Annotated in this window: 15 protein-coding genes; 4 read left to right on the plus strand and 11 right to left on the minus strand. The window is 62.1% G+C overall.

The window, feature by feature from the left end; translation table 11 throughout:
• Position 1: 1 nt before the first annotated feature.
• The 6 genes from BUS06_RS14920 to BUS06_RS14945 all read right to left on the minus strand — a co-directional run bounded on the left by BUS06_RS14920 (position 2) and on the right by BUS06_RS14945 (position 5224).
• Complete coding sequence (locus tag BUS06_RS14920; RefSeq protein WP_074264963.1) at positions 2–1243, minus strand: fimbrial protein; 1242 nt, start codon at positions 1241–1243, stop codon at positions 2–4.
• Positions 1244–1390: 147 nt separating this feature from the next.
• On the minus strand, positions 1391–2845 hold the full coding sequence (locus BUS06_RS14925) for a type II and III secretion system protein family protein (protein WP_074264964.1): 1455 nt from the start codon (positions 2843–2845) through the stop codon (positions 1391–1393).
• Between the two features lie 40 nt (positions 2846–2885).
• Positions 2886–3830, minus strand: a complete 945-nt coding sequence (gene cpaB / locus BUS06_RS14930; RefSeq protein ID WP_074264965.1) for a Flp pilus assembly protein CpaB — start codon at positions 3828–3830, stop codon at positions 2886–2888.
• A gap of 91 nt (positions 3831–3921) precedes the next feature.
• A complete protein-coding gene (locus BUS06_RS14935) occupies positions 3922–4419 on the minus strand; it encodes a TadE/TadG family type IV pilus assembly protein (protein ID WP_143787520.1) in 498 nt (165 codons plus the stop codon).
• The gene (locus BUS06_RS14940) at positions 4416–4913 is read right to left on the minus strand and encodes an A24 family peptidase (RefSeq protein ID WP_074264967.1); all 498 of its coding nucleotides are present in this window, start codon (positions 4911–4913) and stop codon (positions 4416–4418) included. Before BUS06_RS14940 ends, BUS06_RS14935 begins: the two co-directional genes overlap by 4 nt.
• 149 nt (positions 4914–5062) lie before the next feature.
• Positions 5063–5224, minus strand: a complete 162-nt coding sequence (locus BUS06_RS14945) for a Flp family type IVb pilin (RefSeq protein ID WP_074264968.1) — start codon at positions 5222–5224, stop codon at positions 5063–5065.
• Between the two features lie 653 nt (positions 5225–5877).
• On the opposite strand from BUS06_RS14945, the gene BUS06_RS14950 reads away from it, so the two are divergent.
• The 4 genes from BUS06_RS14950 (at position 5878) to BUS06_RS14965 (ending at position 11570) form a co-directional block, all read left to right on the plus strand.
• Complete coding sequence (locus BUS06_RS14950; protein WP_074264969.1) at positions 5878–7386, plus strand: collagen-like triple helix repeat-containing protein; 1509 nt, start codon at positions 5878–5880, stop codon at positions 7384–7386.
• Between the two features lie 136 nt (positions 7387–7522).
• Complete coding sequence (locus BUS06_RS14955; RefSeq protein WP_074264970.1) at positions 7523–8953, plus strand: collagen-like triple helix repeat-containing protein; 1431 nt, start codon at positions 7523–7525, stop codon at positions 8951–8953.
• A gap of 224 nt (positions 8954–9177) precedes the next feature.
• Positions 9178–10878, plus strand: a complete 1701-nt coding sequence (locus tag BUS06_RS14960; RefSeq protein ID WP_074264971.1) for a ShlB/FhaC/HecB family hemolysin secretion/activation protein — start codon at positions 9178–9180, stop codon at positions 10876–10878.
• A gap of 206 nt (positions 10879–11084) precedes the next feature.
• Positions 11085–11570, plus strand: a complete 486-nt coding sequence (locus tag BUS06_RS14965) for a DUF2147 domain-containing protein (protein ID WP_074264972.1) — start codon at positions 11085–11087, stop codon at positions 11568–11570.
• A 144-nt stretch (positions 11571–11714) separates the two neighbouring features.
• On the opposite strand, the gene BUS06_RS14970 is transcribed toward BUS06_RS14965, so the two are convergent.
• The 5 genes from BUS06_RS14970 to BUS06_RS14990 form a co-directional block, all read right to left on the minus strand.
• The gene (locus BUS06_RS14970) at positions 11715–12170 is read right to left on the minus strand and encodes a transposase (protein ID WP_074264973.1); all 456 of its coding nucleotides are present in this window, start codon (positions 12168–12170) and stop codon (positions 11715–11717) included.
• 204 nt (positions 12171–12374) lie between these two features.
• Entirely contained in the window at positions 12375–13472 is a 1098-nt protein-coding gene (zapE, locus tag BUS06_RS14975; protein ID WP_074264974.1) for a cell division protein ZapE, read from the minus strand.
• Positions 13473–13564: 92 nt separating this feature from the next.
• Complete coding sequence (gene lpdA / locus BUS06_RS14980) at positions 13565–14995, minus strand: dihydrolipoyl dehydrogenase (RefSeq protein WP_074264975.1); 1431 nt, start codon at positions 14993–14995, stop codon at positions 13565–13567.
• Between the two features lie 151 nt (positions 14996–15146).
• A complete protein-coding gene (gene odhB / locus BUS06_RS14985) occupies positions 15147–16433 on the minus strand; it encodes a 2-oxoglutarate dehydrogenase complex dihydrolipoyllysine-residue succinyltransferase (RefSeq protein WP_074264976.1) in 1287 nt (428 codons plus the stop codon).
• 123 nt (positions 16434–16556) lie between these two features.
• The gene (locus tag BUS06_RS14990) at positions 16557–19418 is read right to left on the minus strand and encodes a 2-oxoglutarate dehydrogenase E1 component (protein WP_074264977.1); all 2862 of its coding nucleotides are present in this window, start codon (positions 19416–19418) and stop codon (positions 16557–16559) included.
• Between the last annotated feature and the right edge of the window lie 207 nt (positions 19419–19625).

Genomic DNA, 19625 nt, shown 5'->3' on the forward strand with positions numbered 1-19625 from the left:
TCTATGACCGCTTGTTTGAGGTTGGAATGAAGCGCTTGAGCGCACCGAGTGCCGACTTGCCACGTGCCTGCGCTGCCGCTTTCGCCTCACCGCCGAGCCGCTCGACGAGCGGTTCGAGCGCGCGCACATACGGGTCGCGGGCGGATGCGTCGACTAGCAGATGTCCCTGATTGACCGACTGCCCGAGCGCCACGCGGCGCTCCGGCAAGGTACCGAGCAAGGGGATGTCGAGACGTTGCGCGATCTGCGTAGCCGAGAGGCCGAGATCCGGATCGAACTTGTTGACAAGCAGGTGCACCTGACTGACGTCCACGCCTTCTTCGCGCAACGCGTCGAGTACACCGACCGCCGAGACGATCGACGCCACGCCTTGATCGCAGAGCAGCCAGGTTTCATCCGCGGCCTGCACGACGTGTGCGATGAACTCGCTGTTGGTGAAGCCGCCCAGGTCGATGATCTGCTGGTCGAAGAACGCGCGCAGGCGGTTCAGAAGACTGATCGAACTCGAGTACGACACTTCGCGCATGTCGGTCAGGTTCGGCGGCAGCGACGTGAGTGCAAGACCGCTCGGATGATGCGATAGCGCCGTGTGGACGAAGGTCTGATCGAAGCGGCGCAGATTGCGCACGGCATCGACGAAATTGAATTCGCTGCGCGTGTTGAGCAGCAGCGAGCCGTCGCCGGCTGGCAGGCCCAGGTCGAATAACGCGGTCTGCCGCCCCTGCGCGGCGTCGCGCCGGTGCAGCAAGGCGGAGAGGTTGGCTGCGAGCGTGCTGACGCCCATGCCGACTCGTGCGCCGAGCAGGACCGTCACATGGCCATGCCGGCTGACCGGCTCGACCAGGTTGTCGAGCACCTGGCGCGTGATGCGCAACGCGTCTTCCGCGGGCGCCGACAGATCGATGAAATCGCGCACGCCCACGCGCAGCGCAGCGAGCGCACCCTCAGGTTCGCCAAGCGAGCCCACGGCGACAATCTGCAGCCCCGGATAGGCCGCCCGCGCCGCACTGGTCGCGGCGCTTGCGGCGGCAGCGCGGCCGCCCGAAAAATCGACAAAAACCACCGACGGATTGAGCGTCGCGATGCGTTGCGTGAGCATCGACGGGTCGAGCGACACCCGTTCGACCGCACCCGCCGCCACGAGGGTATCGGTCAACCATTGGACGTGCTCGTCGGCCAGCGATGCGAACACGAAATAATCGGTGATCACCCGTTCAGTCAATGAATGCGTTCTCGCGTTCATGTTGGACATCCTTTTACGGCATCGGCCAGACAGCGGCCGATTCGTACTGCGCACTGCCACGGTTGAACGGCAACGACATACCGCCCTGCTCGTCCTTCCGGTTCGTCACATCGCACGGCACGCACCGCGCGACGCTTCGAACCACGTTCACTTCGAGAACCCCGGCGCCGCGTCCGGCGACGCCACACCGCCCAGCAACGCACGCCAGACCGGCCCGTCGCGCTGCTCCGACAGCTCGCCGGGCGTCGATGGGAGTGCCGCTCCTTTCGCGATCGGCGAGACCAGATGCGGGGTCACGATAATCACCAGCTCCTCGTCGTTCTGCGAGTAGCTCATGTTCTTGAAGAACGCGCCGATGATCGGCAGATCGCCGAGCAACGGCACTTTCGACACATTCGAGACCGTCTGGCGATCGATCAGGCCACCGATCACAAAGCTCTCACCGTCCCCCAGTTCCACCGTGGTATCCGCGCGCCGCGTCGTGATGGCCGGCACCGAGACGCTGTCGATCGTGATCGCGTTCGTAAAGTCCAGCGCACTCGCTTCCGGGGCCACCTTCAATGCGATCCGGTCGGGGCTCAGGACAGTCGGCGTCAACGTCAGGCCGACACCATACGGCTTGTATTCGATCGACACGGTCCCAAGTCCTTGCGGCACCGGAACGGGAATCTCGCCGCCCGCAAGAAAGCTCGCGCTCTGGCCTGACAAGGCGACGAGCGTCGGCTCCGCAAGCACGCGCGCAAGGTTGTTGCTCTCCATCAGACTCAGGTCGGCGCCGATACCGTGCGTGACCGAGTTGAACACCAGATTGAAGGCCGATGAGATCGGCGTGGTCGAGTTGAACGAAGGTGACGAGCCGAACGTTGCCGATGTCAGCGACGACGGAGCAAACGAGCCAAACGTGAAGCCGTTGTTCTGCTTCAGGATGTTCAGACCGATCTCCTTGAGCACAGATCGGCTGAATTCGACCACCCGTACATCGACCTGCACGACCGAGCGCGTCGCTACCGTCGAAGCGTCTACCACGTTCGCACCACCTCCGCCCGCTGCGCCAGCAGCAGATCCGCCGCCCCTGCCGTAGCTGCTGCCCTTGCCTCCCGCGCCCGCGTCGGCCCCGCCGTTCAGGCCACTGCCGAGAGACGCAGCACGAGCGCGCGCTTCGGCTTCAGCGACCGCAACCGCGCGCTGATGTTGTTCCATCGACGCAGCCGAACCGGAAATCACCGCCGTATCACCCGACGTCTTCACGTTCGGCGAGCCGGGCCCCAACAGCGCGCCCGATGCCGTCGTGCTCACGTTGACCGTGTAGGTCATTGGCGCGTCCTGGTTGCGCTCCCACAACATTACGTTGGTGGTGCCTGGAGACTTACCGATCAGCAGCACGCCCCCGCGCTTGTCGCCTTTGATGATCAGCACGTCCGCCACGCTCGGGTCGCCGATCGCGATCCTCTGCAAACTGTGGCCAAGCGCCAGCGACTGCTGCGAGCCCACTGTGATATCGACTGTCCGCGCGCCGTTCTCCGCATGACCAGCCGGCGATATGACAAGCGACGCCGCGCAGAGCCACGCCGCGATCCCACCTGCAAAAATCCGTTTTTTCATATTCTTATGGACGCGACTGGCCGCCCGCTCCCTGAAACCTTTATCGGGCGACCGTTTCGGCACGCCCACCCCGAATGACCTCAATATTGTCGACCGGCGCGGCGGCGACCCGCGTAACCGGGCGGGCAATGTGCGGCGCAGCTTGTGGTCGCGCTGCTACGTTGCCCCCGGCGCCGGACAATTCATCGAGCGCCACGCCCGCTGCAGCGCGCGTGGAATCCTGTGTCGCATCCCCGGCTGGCGCATTGGCGGAGATTTTCACCACACCTGTGGGCGGCGCAAAAGCATTCGGATCGACTACTTCGTCATCCTTCGGATTGCGTAGTGCGAAGATGAGACGTCCGGAGGTTTCGGCCAGCGAAAGTTCGTCGATATCGGCGACCGGTACCGCAAGTACTGCTGTGCGCACCATGCCGTTCGCGTCGCCCGGGTTGTCGGCTCCCGGCGTCGCGTTGCCGAATGCGAGCACACGCACCTTCGACATCAGGAGTCGTGCCTGGCTCCGGTCGATTTCAGCACCACTGCCATTGCCGTTACCCGCATTGCTGTCACGCTTCAGCGTGAAGAACACGTCGACGAAATTGCCTGGTCGCAGGCGGTTGCCAACTGCGTTGCTTTCATCGACGCGCACCGCTACCGCGCGCTGCCCCGGGTCGATCCGCTCGGCAAGTCCCGACGACAGCTGAGCTTCGAGTACCGGCGACTCAGGACCGATATCCGACGTCGGCACACGTCCGGCCAGCATCGACGGATCGACGAACGCTCCATTCGGATTGATCGGCAGCGACTGGACGCGCAACGCATCGACGGTGATTGGCTTGCCAGCGGGCAGCACACGCGTCGCCACTACGACGGGGAACGTCGCTTGTGCGGTCTGCACAACCGGATGCGATACAGGCCGGCGTGACAGGGTCCACGCAAAAATGCCGAGCAGCAGTGCGAGCGCAATCAGGACACCTGCCAGGATTCGAGTCAGATTCGGCATGAGGAGCCGCCTGATTGTTCGGGTTCGAACCCGCCTGAGCGCAGCTCAGGCAGCCGAGACGAGACCGGAAAGGAAAGAGCGAACGCGTACATCACAGTATGTTTTCCGGGTTGAGTTGCACCATCGCACTGCTTACCAATGAAGCAGGCAACACAAAGCCTGTCAGCGGCAAATTTGGCACGAGCGGATTGTCTGCGTAGTCGTAGGTGAGCGTCACGTTGACACAATCCATCGTTGCGTCATAACTACATGTCGTCCCGCTTGACACACACTTCGCCTTGCTGATCAATGACGCGACCATATTGCTTGCCGCGGTGCATGCTGCGGCCGTACGCGCAGCAAGCGCGTTGGCCGTGCTGGTGGCCGTCTGGTAGTTCAGCGCGGCGCGTGCGCCCTCTTCCGCCGCCAAGGTCAGGTTCTGCTGCGCGACGAAGATCAGGCTGAACGTGACGATGCCGTAAAGAATCACGAAGAACAGCGGAAAAATCATCGCAAACTCCACCGCAGCGGTACCACCTTCACGGCGCGAGCGCAATTGTGCCCTTCGCACATCGGAGCGGGAATTCGGTTTATCAGTTATCCTTTTCATTTCACGCTCACAGCGAGCGCCTGCAAACCCATCCAGGCGATGGCCGGCACCGTCAGGCAGGCCGCATATGGCGTAGCACGCTTGCCGCCCAACTCGAAGGTCGGCTCGCCCACGCGGCCTATCGCGGCAAGCCCGGTGCGGGTAGTGATCAGCAACCAGACCGCATGACAAGCCGCCATCAAGCTCGCGGCGATCCACAGTCCAAGCAGCGCATGCATGCCACACCAGGCACCGAGCACCGCAAAAACCTTTACGTCGGCAGCGCCCATCACGCCCAGCGCGAAGAAGGGCAACAGCGCGCACAGGCCAACGAGCGCACCGAGTGCCGCTTGGGTAATCGAGATATTGAATGGACCATGATCGAGCACCGCGCACGCCAATGCTGCTACCAATCCGGCAACGACGAGCGCATTCGAGACGCGGCGACTGCGGCAATCGCATACGGCAACGACTGCACCCCAGACGGCGAACAAGAAATCGCTGAGCAGATTCATATGGGACTCGACGGGCGTGACAAGCCGATGCGGGCTGCAATCGCAACCCGCATCTGTCAAATTGGCAATGCTCTTAAGAAGCGCGCGAAGTCACCCGGCCCGCAAGCCGACACGCGCTTATAGGAACTGCTGCCACCGACCCCTACGAATTAGAGAGCCGCGACAATGTCACCGAACACGGTCGCTAACTTGCTCTCGACGCTGTTCAAGCTGGTGACAAGTACAACCGCGATCAATCCGGCGATGAGTGCATACTCAATCGCCGTAACCCCGTTGTTTTCTCTCAGGAATTTCGTTGTGAACTTTTTCATTTTCGCCCTCGGAACTTCAGTATATCGTTTGTATTCACGCTGCACGTGATGAAGGTCCGGTCAGTGCCGTGGCCGATGATTCTCTCGTTCATCGACACCGGGTCTTTTGCACTGCCACACCATTTTCATCGCAGCCGGCTTCAAAGGATCAGGTTTCGTTTGGCCGTCTGTTCGATATCGCACCTCCCTCGTCAAACTTCGATGCTCCTGGCTTTTATAGCGTACCAATCGTATTAAAGCAATTGTCCGTTGCGCGCTTGGTACTATTTTGTTTTAAGCCGGGTGTCCATCTAGATTAACGGCACTTCGTGCGTTGCAGCACATAGGACTAACCATAGGTTAGATTCGCTGCACTAAATATCTGTTTGAACAGGTCGTTTCAAGCAACGTCACTGCTCTCACGTTACGCATCCCACCGTAACGTCGAATCCGGATCGTTACGTTACGCGAGTTCCGAAACCGATTTACTAAAGCGCGCATCCCGCGTCATTTCGATTCGACAAACACTCCATCAACCACAAGCAAGCCCGCGCTGCGCCTTGCTCGCAGCGATTAAAACAAAAGGCCCCACGCATTATGCAGTTGAAATGGCACGGCTGTTGCAGAGGTAGGCACGCAGCACTACCCAACAACACATGCGATCCGAGGGCGACATGAACATTCAAACGAACAACATCACGGTACGGGCAACATTAATCGCGGCAACGGTGGCAGCCATGCTGTCATTGAGCGCCTGCGGGGGCTCGGGAACCTTGAGTACGGGGACGGGGAGCAGCGGTAGCGGCAGTGCCGGGGGCACACTGTCGACGACCAGCGGCAGCGGTTCAACGGGGGCAAACGGTTCAGGTTCGGACACAGGCGCAGCTGGCGGTTCGGGCTCGGCGAGCACGGGAACAGGAACGACCGGTACGGGCAGTGGCTCGAGCACCACGACCGCACAGGCGAACGCACTCGGGACGGTGGCCGGCAACGCAGGCAACGTCGTCAGCAGCGTGGGCTCCACGGTCTCGGGCATCGGCTCGGTGATCGGTTCGCAATCGATCCCAGGCGTCAGCTCGTCAACGACGCAATCGGCCGGCGGCATCGTCGAGAACGTGGGTGCAGCCGTCTCGACACTCGGCAATGGTGTCACCGAGGGTCTTGGTCAACTCGGCACCGGCGGCAACGCGGTCGGCACAACCGTGTCGAGCCTGGGCGGTGTGGTCGGCAATGTCGGCGGTGCGGTCACCAGCACCGGCAATCTCGTGACGAGCCTGGGCAGCGGCCCGCTCGCTCCGCTCGCAGCCGTTACGTCACCGCTCGGCGGTGTGATCGATACCCTCGGCGGCGCTGTCACCAACGGCGGCAGCACGCTGACAACGGCGCTCTCGACGGGTCCGGTCGAGCAGGTCACGCAAACGCTCAGCACGGCAATCACACCGATCACCACAATGGTTGCGTCCACAACCCAAACGGTCGGCACGGCAACCGGTCTCGGCGCGCCGCTCAATGGCCTGCTGTCGACGATCGGTGGCGGGCTCGGCAAGGCCGGCACGCTGCTCGCCGCGACCGGCGGTAACCCGATCACCACGGGCCTCGGCAACGTCGTGACCAGCACCGGCACTACGGTCTCTTCGGTAGGCGGTCTGTTGACGGGCGGCACCACGAATCCGCTGGCACCGCTCACCGGTTTGCTCGGTGGGCTGGGTTCGGCCGCCGGCGGCACGACCGGCAGCGGTCCGCTCGCTCCGTTGACAGGCTTGCTCGGCGGTCTGGGTTCAGCCGCAGGTGGCACCACCGGCAGCGGTCCGCTTGCCCCCATCACCGGCCTGCTTGGCAACATCACCGGCGCCGCAGGCGGCACGTCGGGCAGCAACCCGCTCGCGCCTGTCACGACGCTCGTCTCGAGCCTCACGGGTTCCTTGAGCAGCGCGACCGGCGGCAGCAGCAGCCCGCTTGCGCCGGTCACGGGTCTGCTGACGACTGTCACCAGCACGCTCACCACCGCCACCACGACCGCCACTACGGCGGCCAACAGCACGACCAAGAGCGTTACCACCACCGCATCGAACAGCCCGATCGGCGGCCTGAGCTCGACGACCGGCAGTGGCACGACGGGCAACCTGCTGTCGCCTGTGACGTCGCTCGTCGGCAGCCTGCTCGGCGGCGTGACCAAGAAGTAATCGATAACCCGGTACGCAGGTGGTCGCAAAAGCGCGGACACCTGCTTCGACTGAGCTGAGCGGCGCCGCTCGGAAATAGTTGCACAGGCGCGCGGAGACCATCCAGCAGGACCCTAAAGAGATCGAGGAGCACCCCATGTCCACAGCACGTTTTTTTGTTTCCGATGCGGCCCGCGTGAGGTTGTCGATGCTGCGCGTACCGCTCACCGCAGTCGCAGTCGCATGCCTGCTCGCCGCTTGCGGCGGCAGCGACGTCACCGCCCCGCCAACCTCCAGCAACGGTGGCGGTAGCGGCGCAGGCGGCACGACGACAACCACCGGTTCGGGTGGCGGCAGCACCAGCACGGGCGGCGGCACGACGACCACGACCGGTTCGACCGGCACTGCAGGGACCGTGACGACCGCAGCCAAAACCGTCAACGACCTCGGCAATACGATCTCGTCGCAATCGATTCCCGGTGTGAGCTCGCAGGTGACGCAGGGCCTGGGCAACACCGTGTCGGCCGCGAGCAATCCGCTGACGGCACTTGCCAACGCGGTCAGCACCGGCGTCGGCCAGACCGGCTCGATTGCGAATCCGGTCGGCACGACGGTCGCCGGACTCGGGTCGGTGGTCTCCTCGACGAGCGGAGTCGTGCAGGGCTTGAGCACGACGGTCGGCGGCCTCGGTACTGGCACGCTCGCACCGCTAGCGCCGGTCACGACGCCACTTGCCAGCACGCTGACCACCGTCGCCAACGCGCTCAATGCAGGCGGCACGACGCTCGGCAACACGCTGTCGTCAGCACCTGTGCAACAGATCACGCAACCGGTCAGCACCGCCATCACGCCGCTCGTGCAGACCGCGGGCATCCTGACGCAGACAGTAGGCACGACGACCAGTCTGGGCGCGCCGGTGTCGGGCGTGCTGGCGCAAGTTGGCGGTGCGCTCGGCACGGCCGGTTCGAAGGTCGCCTCGACGACACAGAATCCGCTTGGCACCGACGTGGGTAACCTGGTCGGCTCGCTCGGCAATACCGTCACCAATGCGGGTGGTCTTGTCAATCCGAATGGCCCGAATGGCGCAGCGCCGATTCCCGGTCTGATCACGAGCCTCGTCGGCAGCACCACGGTGGTCGTGGCGAATGGGCCGCCGACCGGCGCCGCCGCCAACGGTCTGTTCGGACCGTTGAACGCGACGCTGACCAGCCTCGGGCTCGGCACGAGTCCGCTCAGCTCGGTGACGTCGCTGCTCGGCAACACGCCGCTATCCGCGCTCTCAGGCGCGACTGCCGGCACGCCGCTGGCATCGGTCACCGGCTTGCTCGGCAATCTGCCGCTGGGTTCGGTCACATCGGCACTGGGCGGCGCAACGAGCAGCTCCAACCCGCTCGGAGCAGTCACCGGTGTGCTGGGGACCGCCACCAGCGCTACCAGCACGACGCTGGCCGGCTCGCTGTTGGCGCCGGTCACGGGCCTGCTCACAACAGTAACCGGCGCACTCGGTTCGGCGACAGGCGCTGCGAGCAGCTCGACGGGCGGCACTACTTCGCTGCTGAGCGGATTGCTCCCCGCGCAACATAAGTAGTCCGCAGCACCGATGACACGCCCGCCTCTCGCGGTCGCACCATGCAATGGAAATAGCACTTCGTACAGGCAGTTCGCATGAGTCACGTGCTCCGCATCGCACGGAGCACGTGGCATAACACGCGCAGGCATGGCAGTATGCGCGAAGCAACACACAGGCGTCCACGATCAGCCAGGCCAGGCAGTGGGTTCGCTCAATAAGAAAGACATACGAGGGAAGATCCGATGAAACTCGGGTACAGCAGATGGACACTCCTGCTCGCGGTCATGGCCGCGAGCGCGGTGCAGGCGCAATCGCGCCCGGCAGTCGGCAGCAACCCCGTGGGGGGTAATCCGATGGAGTCGATACCGCAAATCAACGCGCCCGACAAAGGGCCCAACGTCACGTTGCAGGTGCAACAGCAGGCGCCGCAATTGCAGGCGTTGCTCGCAACCCACCTGACGCCCACCAAGTTTCAGGTCGAAGGCGTGAAATCGATTTCGTTCGATGAAGTCGCGCGACGCTTCACTCCGCTCGTCGGCAAGGACATCACCATCGGCGATCTGATCCAGGTTGCCGACGGCGTCACCAAGCTGTATCAGGCGCGCGGCTATGCGTTGTCGTTCGCTTTCGTGCCGGCGCAGACTTTCGAAAACGGCGTGGTGCGCGTGACGGTCGTGGAAGGTTATGTGTCGGAGGTGAAGATCACCGGCAATCCCGGCAACGAGGAAGACAAGATCCGCGCGATCGCGGAACACATCCGCGCCGACCGGCCTCTGCGGCACGCCACGTTCGAGCGCTACATCAACGTGCTGGGCCTGCTGCCGGGCATCAAGGTCGCCGCCAACGTGCCGGCCCCGCAGAATACCGACGGCGCCACCACGCTCGAGCTGAAAGTCGAACACCACCCGGTCAACGTCAGTACCGGGATCGCCACCACTCAACCCGGCGTGCAGGGGCTGCTGACTGCGACCGAGAACGGCCTGACCTCGCTTGGCGAGCAATTGAGCGTCTCGGCGCTGCTGCCCAAAGGCCCCAACAATGTGACTTACCTCGCCGCTCATCTTGCGGTGCCGATCGGCAGCGACGGCCTGACGGGGAAGATCGATGCAACGCATTACCGCGGCAATCCGACGGACAATCCCGGCCTGCCCGGCTACGTGCAGCGCACCGTGATCAACGACAAGATCGGCGGCTCGCTCTCGTATCCGCTGCTGCTGAGCAACAGTCAGAGCTTGATGGGCACCGTATCGACGTACGCGTCGCACGACGAAGACGACTATCACAACACGATCAACGGCGCGCAGATCGGGCTGCGCTCGCAAATCCGCGTACTGCAGTTGCAGGCCGACTACACAAGCGTGGCGACAGGCCAGGTGCGCAAGGCGAGCGTCAATGTCGGGCAGGCGTTCAACATCCTGGGCGCCTCGAAGGCTGGTGACTCGAACATACCGGGGCTGGTGGAAACCAATCCCGTGTCGCTGACCTTTACGCGCTTCGGCGCGAGCTTCTCGCAAACCAATGAATGGCCGCTCAAGATCGGTACGGCGGTGGCGATGACAAGCCAGTACAGTCCCGACTCGCTGCCCACGTCGGAACAGATCTCGTTTGGCGCGCAGCATTTCGCGCAAGGCTACGAGCCGGGTGAAGCATCGGGAGATTCAGGCTGGGGAGCATCGGTCGAGATCAATCGTGGCTTCACGCCAGGCTTCACCTATCTGCAGTCGTTCACGCCGTATATATCGTTCGACATGGCGCGTGTGTATCTGCATTCGGGCACGCCGTCGCCGTCGAAGCTCTCGTCGGTCTCGTTCGGCTTCCGCATCTCCGATTCAAAGTACTACACGCTCGACCTCTCGGTGGGCAAGGCGCTCGGCGATGCTCCAGTGGAAAGCCCGTCGCGCAGCCCGCGTATCAACGCCACGTTCTCGTATTCGCTGAATTGAGCGATGCGGCGATTCAGGGTGCAGCGGGTGCACTTGGCGGGCCTGAGCCGCCGTTTTGATTAGAGGGTCCACTATCAAACGGCGGGCGCACTTTCACGTATTCTGCGCTGACCAGGACCGAAGCAATCAGCAGGCATCTTACCGCCTGCCCTGTCAATAACGCCGCGCGACCACGATCGCGCCGACTTTTATCAAGGAGGAAGACAATGACGCTATTCACCCAACGCACTCGCACCATCGTGACGCGCACCGCCAGACACGCAGCCCTCGCCGGTGTGCTGCTCGCCAGCGCCGTCACCGCAATGGCGCAAGCCGACAGTCCGATCGGCACGTGGCAAACCATCGACGATCACACGGGCCAGCCTAAAGCGCTCGTACAGATCACCCAGGAAAGCGACGGTGCGCTGGATGGCAAAGTCATCAAGGGACTCGGCCCGAACGATCAGCCCGATCGCCGCTGCACGGCGTGCACGGATGATCGTAAAGACCAGTTGATTCTCGGCATGACGATCATCCACGACATGAAGAAAGTTGATGACGGCTGGGATGGCGGTCAGATTCTCGACCCCGAAAACGGCAAGGTCTACAAGTGCAAGATGCACCTGGAAGACGGTGGACAGAAACTGGTGGTGCGGGGATATATTGGGGTGTCGCTGCTGGGCCGATCGCAAACCTGGATTCGCCAGCAATAAGGCTTATCAGATCACTGCATGCGAGGCAAGCGAACGCGCCACACCGCCATGCACTCAAACTTCGCAGTCCAATGAAAAAACCGGCCGACGATCTTTTCGTGCGGCCGGTTTTTTTGATTAAGCAGATTCAATTGGTTGGACTCGTCATGCAGCGCGCTTGTAGGATCCTGCGATACCGAATACCGAAGGCAGCGCCGGTTGAGAGCCTGCCTGACCGTAGAGCGCGGGGCGTGCCGGCACCATAGGTACCGCTTCGGCACGTGCAGCCTTTTCTTCGGGGCTCACGTGGATACGCATCCGCGTCTCCATCATGCTGCACAACTCACCGGCCGCTTCGCCGAACAACTCGTCCATCACACGCTTGAGGACGCCTGATTCATGCCAGGCCTTAAAACGGCGGTGGCACGTTTGATACGACGGGTATTTGCGCGGCATGGCGGACCAGGTGGCGCCGCTGTACATCACCCACAACACGCCATTCAGCACGGAGCGCGTGTTGGCGAGCGGGCGGCCACGCAGTTCGGAGCGCGGGCGCAGTTCGGGAAGCAACGGTGTCACACGTTGCCATTCTTCATCGTTGATATCGCGGTAGGGTGTCATGGATCTCTCCTTCGTCAAAATCTATGACTAAGAAGATATCCGCTCGCCTCTGGACGGAATATAAGACCAATCCGAATCTTGAAAATACGACTCGGGGCCGCCGGGGAAGTCGGCCGGCAGAGCACGCTCTATCGGAAATACAGCGCGCGTCTGTAGGAACCGGCGCCGAATCTTAAGAATCGCTGGGGTGTGTTCAGGTATCGCTCAGGTCAGCGATGTATCGACAATCCGGCGCGGCGCATCGAGATATTCCTTCGACTGCATCTCGACGATACGAGAGACCGTGCGGGCAAATTCGTTAGCCATCGGGCCATCCGTGTACAACTGCTCGGGCGCTACCGCGGCGGACATCAGCAGCTTGACCTTGTGGTCGTAGAACACGTCGATCAGCCACGTGAAGCGCCGCGCTTCCGAGGCCATGCGCGCGCTCATCTGCGGTACGCCCGAGAGGATTACCGCGTGAAAGCGGCTCGCCAGTTCCAGATAGTCGTTCTGTGAACGCGGACCGCCGCAGAGCGTTGCAAAGTCGAACCAGACCACACCATCTGCACGTCGCAACGCTTTGAGCTCGCGCTTTTCGATGCGCAGAATCGGGCTTTCGTCGGGCACGGCGGCCAGACGCGCGAAAGCGTCGCGCAGCGCCTTGTCCGAGGCCGCGCCTAGCGGCGTGTGATACACCTCGACCTGGGCCAGGGTACGCTGCCGGTAGTCGACGCCCGCGTCGACGTTGATCACATCGAGCTTGGCTTTAATCAGTTCGATCGCGGGCAGCATGCGGTCTCGATGCAAGCCGTCCGGATACAGCAGATCTGGGTCGTAGTTGGACGTCATCACGAACTGCACGCGGTTCTCGAACAGCTTGTCGAGCAGACGGTACAGGATCATCGCGTCAGCGATGTCGGAGACGTGGAATTCGTCGAAACAGATCAGGCGGTAGCGCTTGCCGATGCGGCGCGCCAGTTCGTCGAGCGGATCGGCCTGGCCTTTCAGCTCCTCGAGTTCACGGTGCACTTCGCGCATGAACTCGTGAAAGTGCAAACGCGTCTTGCGCTGCACCGGCACGACCGTAAAAAAGCTGTCCATCAGGAAGCTCTTGCCGCGCCCCACCCCGCCCCACATATAGACGCCGCGCGGCAGATCAGGGTGAATCAGCAGTTTCGTGAAAGCGTTCGAGCGGCGTGACTTGTACTCGACCCACTCTTCGTAGCACCGCTGCAGACGGTCCACGGCCGCGCGTTGCGCCGGGTCCGATTGATAACCCCGGGTCTGCAGTTCTTTTTCGTAGTATTCGGTGACGTTCATTTTCTGGCTGCAAAAAAGAAGGCGGGAGGGATTGAACCCGCCCGCCTTCGTCGTGATGCAAAGGTGCTGCGATCAGTCAGGCGTGCGCGTGATTACATGTTCAGCGCGCGCTTGTCGACGGCCAATGCCGCTTCGCGCATTACTTCGGACAACGACGGGTGCGGATGGCAAATGCGGCCGATGTCTTCCGACGCCGCCTTGAATTCCATCGCCACCACGGCTTCCGCGATCAGGTCCGATGCGTTGGCCGAGATGATGTGCACGCCGAGCAGTTCGTCGGTCTTCGCGTCGGCGATCATCTTGACGAAACCATCCGCCTTGTTGATGCCAAGCGCGCGGCCGTTGGCCATGAACGGGAACTGGCCGGTCTTGATCTCGCGGCCTTCCGCCTTCAGCGCCTGTTCCGTCTTGCCGACCCACGCGATTTCCGGTTCGGTGTAGATCACCCACGGAATGCAGTTGTAGTCGATATGCGGCTTCTGACCGTCGATAATCTCGGCCACCAGCACACCTTCGTCTTCAGCCTTGTGCGCGAGCATCGGGCCACGCACCACGTCGCCGATCGCGTAGACGTTCGGCACTGCGGTTGCGCAGTGATCGTCCACGTCGATGAAACCACGTTCGTTGGCCTTCAGGCCGATCGCTTCGAGACCGAGGTTGTCGGTGTTCGGCACGCGGCCGATCGACACGATCAGGCGGTCCGCTTCCAGCTTCTGCGCGTTGCCGTCCTTGTCCGTGTAGTTCAGCGTGACGCTGTTATCAGTCGTCGTGACTTCGCCGACCTTCACGCCCACGTGAATATCCAGACCTTGCTTCTTGAACTGCTTGGCCGCTTCCTTCGCGAGTGCCTGGTCAGCCGCGCCGAGGAATTCCGGCAGCGCTTCGAGCACCGTTACGTCAGAACCCAGACGACGCCACACCGAACCCAATTCCAGACCGATCACGCCGGCGCCGATTACGGCCAGCTTCTTCGGCACGGAGTCGAAGCTCAACGCGCCTTCATTGTCGGCGACGATCTTGTTGTCGACCGGGATGTTCGGCAGATGACGCGCCTTCGAACCCGTAGCGATGATCACGTTCTTTGCCGTGACCGTTTCCGTCTCGCCTTCGCCGCTCACTTCGATCTGCACGCCAGCGTCCGTCTTGCCGGTGAACTTGCCATGGCCCTTCAGCCAGGTGATCTTGTTCTTGCGGAACAGGAATTCGATGCCCTTGGTCATCTTCTCGACGATGCCTTCCTTGCGGGCCAGCATCTTCGTGATATCGACCGAGACGTTTTCCACGCTGATACCGTGGTCCGCGAGGTGATGCGATGCGTTTTCAAACTCTTCCGACGACGCGAGCAGCGCCTTTGACGGAATGCAACCCACGTTCAGGCACGTGCCGCCGAGCTTCAGCGCGCCGGCCGGGTTCTTCCACTTCTCGATACAGGCCACGCTCTTGCCGAGCTGCGCAGCGCGGATAGCTGCGATATAGCCGCCGGGACCGGCACCGATCACGACGACGTCAAATTCTTTGGACATGACAATCCTTTTGATGACGGGACGACACGCTGCCACGCTTCGAGGCGCGCGCGTTCCAGTACTGCGGAATGCTAAAGACGTGCTGCTTGCGCTTTACTTATATGGCGCCGACTCGTGCGATCACAAGCCGGCGCCCATGCCGTCGCGCTGCTTACAGGTCGAGCAGCAGGCGCGCCGGGTCTTCCAGCGCATCCTTCATGGCGACCAGCGACAGCACTGCTTCGCGGCCGTCGATGATGCGGTGGTCGTACGACAGCGCCAGGTAGTTCATCGGGCGGATCACGATCTGGCCGTTTTCGACCACAGCGCGTTCCTTGGTGGCGTGCACGCCCAGAATTGCTGACTGCGGCGGATTGATAATCGGCGTCGAGAGCATCGAGCCGAACACACCGCCGTTCGAGATCGAGAACGTACCACCGGTCATTTCTTCGATCGACAGCTTGCCGTCCTTCGCCTTCTGGCCGAATTCCGCAATCTTCTTTTCGATGTCAGCGAGGCTCAGCTGATCTGCGTTGCGCAGGATCGGCACCACCAAGCCGCGCGGCGAACCGACCGCGATACCGATGTCGAAGTAGCCGTGATAGACGATGTCGTTACCGTCGATCGACGCGTTCACCAGCGGGAACTTCTTCAGCGCGTGAACCGCCGCCTTCACGAAGAACGACATGAAGCCGAGCTTCACGCCATGTTCCTTCTCGAAGCGATCCTTGTACTTGTTGCGCAGGTCCATCACCGGCGCCATGTTCACTTCGTTGAACGTCGTGAGGATGGCGTTGGTTTGCTGCGACTCGAGCAGACGCTCGGCGATACGCGCACGCAGACGCGACATCGGCACGCGCTGTTCCGGGCGATCCTTGAGCCATGCTTCGGCGGAGGCCGGAGCCTTCACGTCCGGCAGCGACGGCTTGGCAGCCTTCGGTGCAGCGGCCGGAGCCGGTGCCGGGGCGGCCTTGGCAGCCGGAGCGCCAGCGGTCAGGACATCACCCTTGGTGATGCGGCCGTCGCGGCCCGTGCCCGACACGTCGCCTGCGCCCAGACCCTTCTCGGCCATCAGCTTGCCGGCGGCCGGCGATGCTGCGGTGTTTGCACCCGTTGCGGATGCAGCTTGAGCGGCCGGAGCAGGCGCTGCGGCGGGAGCCGGTGCGGCTTGCGGAGCCGGCTTCACTTCGGCTTCGACGGCAGCGGCGCCAGCCTTGCCTTCCGTGTCGATCTTCGCGATCACCTGATCAGCGGTGACGGTATCGCCGTCGTTGGCGATGACCTGTGCGAGCACGCCAGCCGAGGGGGCCGGCACTTCCAGCACGACCTTGTCGGTCTCGATTTCGATGAGGATCTCGTCTTGCGCGACAGCCTCGCCGGGTTTCTTCTTCCACTGCAGCATGGTGGCTTCCGAAACCGACTCCGAAAGCTGGGGAACTTTGACTTCTACAATAGCCATTATGATTTTCCTGAATACGTATCTGGTGACAACGAACCGTCTGCGAACCCTGTTCTGCGGCGTATCAGCCGTCAGATGCGGCGCGGGAAAGCGCACTGCGCTTCCCCGGTTCGGTTCAATAAGTTATTTAGCGATCGACGCGCTCTTCAGACGGCCGAATGCACCTTCGACCAGCGCCTTCTGCTGCTCGTAATGCTTCGCGTAGTACCCAACTGCAGGCGATGCCGAAGCCGGACGGCCGCTGTACGCCAGCTTCTGTCCGTCCTTCATGCCTTCCTTCAGGTGATGCTCGATGTAGAACCACGGGCCTTGATTCTGCGGCTCGTCCTGCACCCAGACCACTTCGGTCGCATTGTCGTACTTCTTCATTTCCGCTTCGAACTGCTTGTGCGCGAACGGATAGAGCTGTTCGATACGGATGATCGCGACGTCGTTCGCCTTCGCTTCGCGGCGATGAGCGAGCAGGTCGTAGTACACGCGGCCCGAGCAGACCACGACGCGCTTGACCTTCTTCGCTTCGATGGCTTCGTCGATTTCGCCGAGGATCGGCTGGAACGCACCCTTCGCCAGTTCGGACAGATCCGACACGGCTTCCTTGTGACGCAGCAGCGACTTCGGCGTAGCGACGATCAGCGGCTTGCGGAACAGGCGGATCATCTGACGGCGCAGCAGGTGGAAAATCTGCGCCGGCGTGGTCGGCTGAACGACCTGCATGTTGTGGTCTGCGCACAGTTGCAGGAAACGTTCGATACGGGTCGACGAGTGCTCCGGACCCTGGCCTTCGTAGCCGTGCGGCAGCAGCATCGTGAGACCGGAAACACGGCCCCACTTCACTTCGCCCGACGAGATGAACTGGTCGATCACGACTTGCGCGCCGTTCACGAAGTCGCCGAACTGCGCTTCCCATGCGACGAACGTGTTCGGTTCAGCGGTCGAATAGCCGTATTCGAAGCCGAGTACCGCTTCTTCCGACAGCACCGAGTCGATCACCGTGAACTTCGCCTGACCTTCGGCGATGTTCTGCAGCGGCACGTACGTGCCGTCGTTCCAGCGTTCGCGATTCTGATCGTGCAGCACCGCATGACGGTGCGTGAACGTGCCGCGGCCCGAGTCCTGACCGGTCAGACGCACAGCGTAGCCCGATGCGACCAGCGACGCGAAGGCCAGATGTTCGCCCATGCCCCAGTCGAGCTTCGCTTCGCCACGGCCCATCGCGCGACGGTCGTTGATGACGCGTTCGACGAGCGGGTGAACCTTGAAGTTTTCCGGCACCGTGGTGATGCGCTCAGCGAGGCGCTTCAGTTCAGCCAGCGGCACTGCGGTATCCGCTGCGTCGGTCCACTTGCGATTCAGGAACGGCACCCAGTCCACCGCGTACTTGCTCTTGTAATTCGAGAGCACCGGGTCGACCGTGTGATGACCTTCGTCCATCGCCTTGCGGTAGGCCTTGACGAATTCGTCGGCTTCTTCCGCGGTGATCACGCCTTGTTGCACGAGCTTTTCGGCGTACAGCGCGCGCGTGCCCGGGTGCTTCGCAATCGTCTTGTACATCAGCGGCTGGGTGACAGCCGGCGTGTCCTGCTCGTTGTGGCCCAGCTTGCGGAAGCAGACGATGTCGACCACGACGTCTTTATGGAACTGCATCCGGAAGTCGATGGCGATCTGCGTAGCCAGCACCACCGCTTCGGGATCGTCACCGTTCACGTGCAGCACCGGTGCTTCGATCATCTTGACGACGTCCGAGCAGTACAGCGTCGAGCGCGAGTCGCGCGGATCCGACGTGGTGAAGCCGATCTGGTTGTTGATGACGATGTGCAGCGTGCCGTGCGTGCCGTAACCACGCGTTTGCGCGAGGTTCAGCGTTTCCATCACGACGCCCTGACCTGCGAAAGCCGCGTCGCCGTGAATCTGCACCGGCAGCACTTGCAGGCCGCTGTCGTCGCCGCGACGGTCCATCCGTGCCTTGGCCGAGCCTTCGACCACCGGGTTGACGATTTCAAGGTGCGACGGGTTGAACGCGAGCGAGAGGTGAACCGGGCCGCCTTCGGTCGAAACGTCCGACGAGAAGCCCTTGTGGTACTTGACGTCGCCAGCCGGCAGATCGTCGACGTGCTTGCCTTCGAACTCGGCAAACAGGTCAGCCGGCATCTTGCCGAGCGTATTGACCAGCACGTTCAGACGGCCGCGGTGGGCCATGCCGATGACGATTTCCTGCACGCCGCGGGCACCGCCGTGACGCACGACTTCGTCCATCGAGGCGATAAAGCTTTCGCCGCCTTCGAGCGAGAAACGCTTCTGGCCGACGTACTTGGTGTGCAGGAAGCGCTCGAGCCCTTCAGAGGCGGTCAAGCGATTCAGAATGTGTTTCTTCTTCTCGTTGGAGAAGTTCGGCGTCGAACGGATCGATTCGAGCTTTTCTTTCCACCAGCGCTTCTGTTCCGGATCGCTGAGGTACATGTACTCGGCGCCGATCGTGCCGCAGTACGTGTCGCGCAGTGCCTTGACGATCTCACGCAGCGATGCGCGTTCAAACCCGAAGTACAGGTTAGTTGCGCTGAACTCCTGGTCCATGTCGGCTTCAGTGAAGTCGTAGAACGCGGGTTCAAGTTCGGGGATCGCGGGACGTTCGCGGCGCTTCAGCGGGTCGAGGTTGGCCCATTGCGTGCCGAGGAAGCGGTACGCGCCGATAAGGGACTGCACGTAGACTTGCTTGCGCGCGGTAGCGAGGTCTTCGCCGCCAGTTGCGGTGCGCGGGATGAAGGCGTTCGCCTTGGCCCGTTGTGCAAATGATTCGACGATCGGGCCATGGGCCACGTCGTTGGCATTGCTGCCATCCGATGCAGGAACGTTCTGCAACGCGTCGAAATACACACGCCAGTTCTCGGGCACTGACGCCGGATTATCGAGATACGCTTCGTACATTTCTTCTACGTACGGAGCATTGCCGCCGAACAGATAGGAGTTCGACTGGAATTGCTTCATCATTTTTACGCTCACCTTTCTTCGAGTTTCTCGAGAAATAGCGGGTTACCGAAACCTTCCGCGACACGGCCTGACCGTTTGGCGGATTGCGCGAATCAAGTCTTGCTTGGAAGGACCTTAACTTGCATCCGCGGAAGCATATCACATAACAGATACTGCAGATAGCAGACGCACTGGCGCAGAACCCTTTCCTGACGGGCTTTTGCGGAC

It is taken from the genome of Paraburkholderia phenazinium, from assembly GCF_900141745.1.
GTDB lineage: Bacteria > Pseudomonadota > Gammaproteobacteria > Burkholderiales > Burkholderiaceae > Paraburkholderia > Paraburkholderia phenazinium_B.